We start from the raw sequence: 5,647 nt of genomic DNA on the forward strand, positions 1-5,647 counted from the left end.
TTTCTGAGCCTTTACAATACGCGCTTGAAGCTTTCGGACATAGGCTTCGCACTTGGACCAGTTCATACCGTCCCAAGTCAGATTCCTGTTGTCAGCAGGCGCACACGATGTCTTAGTTTCGTTCATTTGCTTTCCTCCTTTTGAAAGTTCTAAAAGTTATCTTGTAAAGAGTTACCATATACGGAAGTCTGCCCACTTTCGTGTCGGATGATGTTATCCACAATCAGCCCGTGATGTCGATTCAATCCGTATCCTCCCCATTACAGGGAGGCGTTCGCTTTCTCCGTTATCTCATACCTGCACCCCTTTCGGCTTGCCTTGCGGTTCGCTTACTCGCGTTGTTACGAGAGAGATACAGGCTTGCCCTGTTCCACGTAATTGACAAAAGGATAGTTTAGGTTCTGTCAAGTCCACCGGCAGTGCCATGTCCGTGTAACCCCAACATGGGCAGGGGTTATCCGACTGCTTACCTTTTGGTGAGAGCTAAAGTATCTTCCGCTCCTTCAAACCTCACGATGGCTAAAGACAGTTCACTTATGTTAACCATGCTATCCAGCCTCGCCACTCGGCAGTATGATACTAACCGCCCTTGACGTTCCCTCACGGTTCAGTCTTGTCCTTTCGGAAAGTGTACTTTGTCCTATAAGCTTAGCACAACCCATCACTGGAGATGCACCTTATAGTAGGCTACCGCTGACGGAACAGCGGGTTAAATCATGCAACTAATATCACTGTTTAACAATCAATTACGCGACTTTACAGGTCACACCCAACTCTTGTTTAAATTGAGCATGATGGTGTACGCGCTCTCGTAAGCGTCCGTAATGTCCTCCATGAAATCTGGGTGAATGGGATTGCAACGGTGGCTGCGTCGCGGGTCGTCGAAGTTTATCACGTAGAACTTCGGCTTCACCTTGTATCCCTCCGGGTGGTTGAGCAGATGATTATAGGCTATCGTGGACAAGTCACTGAATTTGAAATCATAGACATACATCGAGAAGCCCTTCTCAATCTGCTGCTTGATGAAACTGTTTACCACCGCGTATGACTTTCCGCTGCCCGGCGTACCCAGCACGATGGAGGCGCGGAATGGGTTCACCACGTTGATCCAGCCGTTGTTCCAACGTTTCCTATAATAAAAGCGGGTGGGCAGATTGACCGAATACTCGCTTTCGATGAGCCGTGTTTCCTGCATGAAGCTCTCGTTCTCGTTGTTGAACACGTCATCCATAAGGTTGTGTTTCAACAGGCGGCTCATCCACAGACCGCCCATCAGCAGGCAGACATAGCCCGTGCCTACGGTCAGCGCGTAAAGTCCCGTCACCGCTTCAACCGGCAGCGGCAATGCCAGTATCCACCAGTTGAGGAAGAACAACACGAACCCTGCGGCAAGTGCCGTCCAGATCCTTCCCCAAGTGATTTTCTCTCCCTTGACGCCCTTCGTCCCCAGACAGGACAGGGCAAGCAGGAGGACGGCGAACAGTTTCGTGTAGAGGATGGAATGGAACAGCCCCGCCGTGCGGTTGAAGTTCATCAGGATTCTGTCCACTACGCCGATGTCCACGCCCCAGAGCCGTATGGCTTCATAGCAGAACCAGTACACGTTCATGACCACTAAAATAATACTCACGGCACGCAGAAAATCCATGATTTTCGCCAATGCCCTCAAATCGTCTTCTTGTTGTGACATAGATTGAAAAATTTTGATGTTGATACTTACGGTTACATTCCCAAGCCCTTGCGCCTCTTCTTTTTCCTCTTGCGCTGCATCGCCCGGATAAAGGCTTCCTCCTCGGCATCCACAGCCGGACCTTCGGGAGTGAGCAGACCGACACCGCCCGCCGTGTTCTCGTGGTCGGATGCGGTCTGTCCGCGCATATCCTCTTCTGTTTCCACCGGAACGGACAGCGGAATCGGCGGCTGTCCGGCATAAGGCAGCGTAAAGTGTTCCTGCAAGGCGTTGGCGGAAAGTTCCTTGCCCATGCGCGAGCCGTTCAGCACGCAGCCCGTTCGGTGGTCTATGAACGTGGCTCCGTAGATGCGCCCTTCCTCCGTGTAGCGCAGTACGGTGTCGATGCCCTTTTCCTTGAGCCGCGAAACGAACTTCTCCTTGTCATACGTGCCTTCAAGCACGGAAAGCACGGTGCGTTTCGTCATGTCGGCGAGTTTCCGGTCCTTAATCTCCTGTTTGGAACGGGCAAACTTCTTCTGCACGGCTTCATAGCCTGCGGACTTCCCGAAAAGCGAGGACTTGAACGGGTTGCCAGTCTTGTTCCCGGCATCATCGGTGACGGAATAGACCAGCCCGTGATACTCACGCCCGCGCACGTTTCCCCGCGCTTCCTCCACCGTCATATTATATAAGGATAGGAGGGCGCGATATTCGCCCATCGTCCGGAAACGGTACTGTCCACTCAGAGCCTTGACGGTATTTCCGACCTGCCTCTTCACGTCGCCCGCCGAAGCGTCCACCTTGCGCAGCGGATTTTCCAGCCGTAGGTTCTTACGCTCCGCCGGGTGCAGCCCGTACTTCCGTTCCAGTTCCCTGCGGATGCGGTCGCTGCGGCGGAAGAGGAAATCCTGATTGAGCCGCCTGCCTTTCTCGTCCACATTGATTGTCACGATGTGCAGGTGGTGACGGTCTATGTCCTCGTGCTTGACAACAAGGTACGGCTGGTTCCCGTAGCCGAGTTTCTCCAGATACTCGCGTGCGATGTCCTGCAATTCCGTATCTGTCAGCACGTCGTCGGGATGCGGGTTGAGCGAGATATGGAGTACCGGTTTCTCCACCCTCGTATGCTCCGGCATACAGGCGAGAAAACCTTCCATCGCCTTGCGTATGTCCACCGTCCCCGTGCCGTCATTGTAGATGCGGTTGGTGGTGAGCAGCCGCCCTTTCGCCCCGTTGATCTTTTCCCCGTTGTAGGCAAGCGCGCCGTACAACGACTTTCCTACACTGATTTTTGCGACCATTTCGCCTCCATTTCCCTTGAAAGTTCCACAATCTGACGGCTCAGTTTCACGAGTTCGACGGTCTGTTGCTCCAGCTTGTAGAGCAACGCCATCGCCTTTTTCTCGGAAAAATGCAGCCTGAGTTCCTTCACGACTTGGTTGTAGTTCGTGCCTACCGCGCGGAACTGCGCATGGAAATCGGACAGTCTGGTGTAGTAATCCACCAGCGTCCTGTCCACTTTCAGCACCCTGAACGGTTGCCCGAAGAAGTGCGCCTTGATGAAAACCGACTTGGCGTAAACGCCCGACTTCTCGAACATGGCGAGGAAACGGTTGTGTTCCTCCTCGTTGAAACGGACGGTGTAACGGAACACCGCCGGGTCAAGTTTGGGATTTCTCCCGGTCTTGTTTCTTTTCTCTTTCATATAAACTTTGGATTTAGCGGATGGACGGCATAAGCCGCCGCTTCTTGGCACAGACACCGCAGGTTTGAAAGGCTTCCCGACTTCGGAGAGGAAGCCCGCCCCCTGCAAGGGCAAGTGCTTTTCGTGGCTGCTCAAAACGTTTTGAGCGGCTGAAAAGACATCTTGCTATGTTCAGGTGAACATAAAAATCCGTCGGGGACGGATTGGGGGAATGCCTTTCAAACTCCGGGCTGCGCCACCTGCGGCGAACCCTGCCGTTCGGGTGCAAAGTTACGCCCTTAAAGCGGTATCGGACAGGGGCTTGACCCGGACAATCAGTGCCAACCGACGCAACGTGCTGCCACTTGCCGGAGAAGTAATACAAGTTCCAAAATATCCTTGTTTATTTGCAGCGTGATTCGGATGTGGGACTGAAAATACACTCCTTCCGCCGGATGTTCGGACACCAATCCGGGCATCAATCCAAACGGTTGAAAACAGGTGTATGTATTCAGACAGTTTTCCAAGCACACGTCCATGCGGACGGATAAAAGCATGGGCGGTTGGACAAACCGATGATTACCCATAGGCACAGCCGGATTAAGGAGTGAATAAATAAATGAATGGGAGCGCGTGCGTACGTACTAATGACAATACGCTACCGCCACCGGACAGATGTATAACCAAATAAATTATCAAAAAAATGAAAGAAGCAACTTATGTGGCAATCTCCACGCAGAAAGGTGGAGCGGGTAAGACAACCCTGACAGTGCTTGTAGCAAGCTATCTGCACTATGTGAAAGGCTACAACGTAGCCGTGGTGGACTGCGATTTTCCACAGTACAGTATCCATGACATGCGCAAGCGCGACATGAAAGCTGTCATGGAGGACGGGCATTACAAGGTGATGGCGTATGAGCAGCTCAAACGGCTGAAGAAGAACCCGTACACCATCAGATGCAGCCGTGCGGAAGATGCGGTAAAGACTGCCGAAAATCTGGTGGCAGCGCAGCCCGACCTTGATTTCGTGTTCTTCGACTTGCCGGGAACCATCAACAATGCCGATGTGGTGCAGACCATTTCCAAAATGGACTACATCTTCACGCCCATCATCGCCGACCGTGTGGTGATGGAGAGTTCCATTAAGTTCGCCACCGTTATCAACGAACAGATGATAAGCACGGGCAAGTCCGGTATCAAAGGGATTTACCTCGTGTGTAACATGGTGGACGGGCGCGAAAAGACGGAACTTTACAAAGCATACGACAAGGTCTGTGCCGAGTTCGCCCTGTCCATTCTGGAAACACATCTGCCGGACAGCAAGCGTTTCCGCAAGGAGACGGCGGCAGAACGCAAGGCAGTATTCCGCTCCACGGCGTTTCCGGCGGACAAAATACTGGTACGCGGCAGCAACCTCGACAAACTCGTCGATGAGATTCTCGGCATCATCAAAAACTGAACGGCATGGCAAAGAAAACAAGAATCGAGGACATCGACAGCGAAGCCGTAATCAACTCATTTCGACTGGACGATACAAGCATTCCGCCGGAAGCGAGAAGCACGGACGGAAACGCTACTTCTCCACCTCCGAAAGAAGCGATACAGGAAGCCGTTTCTCCACCTGCCTCGCACTCCAAAGAGGAGCCGGAACGCAGGCGCAGGAACAGCAAGCCGGAAAAATTGGATTATGACACCGTATTCATATGCGGGTCCAACGTAACGGCAAGACTCGGCAAGCAGGTCTATAGCCGCAAGGAGTACCACGACCGCATACAGAAGATGCTTCATGTAATCGGTGGCAACGAGGTGACTATCGCGGCTTTTCTTGACAACGTGCTGACACACCATTTCACGCTGTTCCAAGACGAGATAGACGAATCGTTCAAACGGCACATGGAATCCTATAATTTATAAATACCCCAAAAACAACAAAGAAGTATGAAAAGAACAAAGAAGAACCGTCAGGCTGAGTGCCTGCAAACAGGAAAGAGTGAAAGAACCGCTGCCAATGCAGCAAAGTGTGCAAACGGATACGGTCAGGAAAAGACCGGCAGCGACTTCCGCAAGGATGAAGGCAGGGGCAAGCCGCTCTCTGTTTTCTTGGAAGCATCGGAAATCAAAACGCGGCAATGTATATACATCAGCCGAGAAATTCATGAGAAAGTCACTATCGTTGCCAGTCGGATGGGAAACGGTTTGAGCATCGGCAAGTTCGTGGACAACATCCTCCGCGACCATTTCCGGCAATACGGGCAGCAGTACATGGAACAGATTGAAAACGCCCAAAAAGT

General features: G+C 52.2%; 7 protein-coding genes and 1 pseudogene. 3 read left to right on the top strand and 5 right to left on the bottom strand.

The annotated features are described in order from the left end of the window. The 5 genes and pseudogenes from DXA54_RS28845 to DXA54_RS28640 form a co-directional block, all read right to left on the bottom strand. On the bottom strand, window positions 1-126 hold a 126-nt coding region (locus DXA54_RS28845), incomplete at its 3' end, for a reverse transcriptase N-terminal domain-containing protein (RefSeq protein ID WP_133304698.1). 640 nt (window positions 127-766) lie between these two features. After that, window positions 767-1,690, bottom strand: a pseudogene (locus tag DXA54_RS26395) (YWFCY domain-containing protein); the annotation flags it as partial. A 32-nt stretch (window positions 1,691-1,722) separates the two neighbouring features. After that, on the bottom strand, window positions 1,723-2,973 hold the full coding sequence (gene mobB, locus DXA54_RS26400) for a conjugal transfer protein MobB (RefSeq protein ID WP_008645598.1): 1,251 nt from the start codon (window positions 2,971-2,973) through the stop codon (window positions 1,723-1,725). After that, complete coding sequence (gene mobA / locus DXA54_RS26405; RefSeq protein WP_005944180.1) at window positions 2,952-3,377, bottom strand: conjugal transfer protein MobA; 426 nt, start codon at window positions 3,375-3,377, stop codon at window positions 2,952-2,954. Before mobA ends, mobB begins: the two co-directional genes overlap by 22 nt. Window positions 3,378-3,647: 270 nt before the next feature. Then, window positions 3,648-3,827: a hypothetical protein gene (locus DXA54_RS28640; RefSeq protein ID WP_080728637.1), complete on the bottom strand. Its 180-nt coding sequence runs from the start codon at window positions 3,825-3,827 to the stop codon at window positions 3,648-3,650. 232 nt (window positions 3,828-4,059) lie between these two features. On the opposite strand from DXA54_RS28640, the gene DXA54_RS26420 reads away from it, so the two are divergent. The 3 genes from DXA54_RS26420 to DXA54_RS26430 all read left to right on the top strand — a co-directional run. Continuing rightward, window positions 4,060-4,815, top strand: coding sequence for a ParA family protein (locus DXA54_RS26420; RefSeq protein ID WP_117678590.1), 756 nt, complete (start codon window positions 4,060-4,062; stop codon window positions 4,813-4,815). 5 nt (window positions 4,816-4,820) lie between these two features. After that, window positions 4,821-5,270: a DUF3408 domain-containing protein gene (locus DXA54_RS26425; RefSeq protein ID WP_120081071.1), complete on the top strand. Its 450-nt coding sequence runs from the start codon at window positions 4,821-4,823 to the stop codon at window positions 5,268-5,270. A gap of 24 nt (window positions 5,271-5,294) precedes the next feature. After that, window positions 5,295-5,647 (top strand): DUF3408 domain-containing protein (locus tag DXA54_RS26430; RefSeq protein ID WP_120081073.1); only part of this gene is annotated, 353 nt, incomplete at its 3' end.

The organism is Bacteroides sp. OF03-11BH, assembly GCF_003604005.1.
Lineage (GTDB): Bacteria > Bacteroidota > Bacteroidia > Bacteroidales > Bacteroidaceae > Bacteroides > Bacteroides ovatus.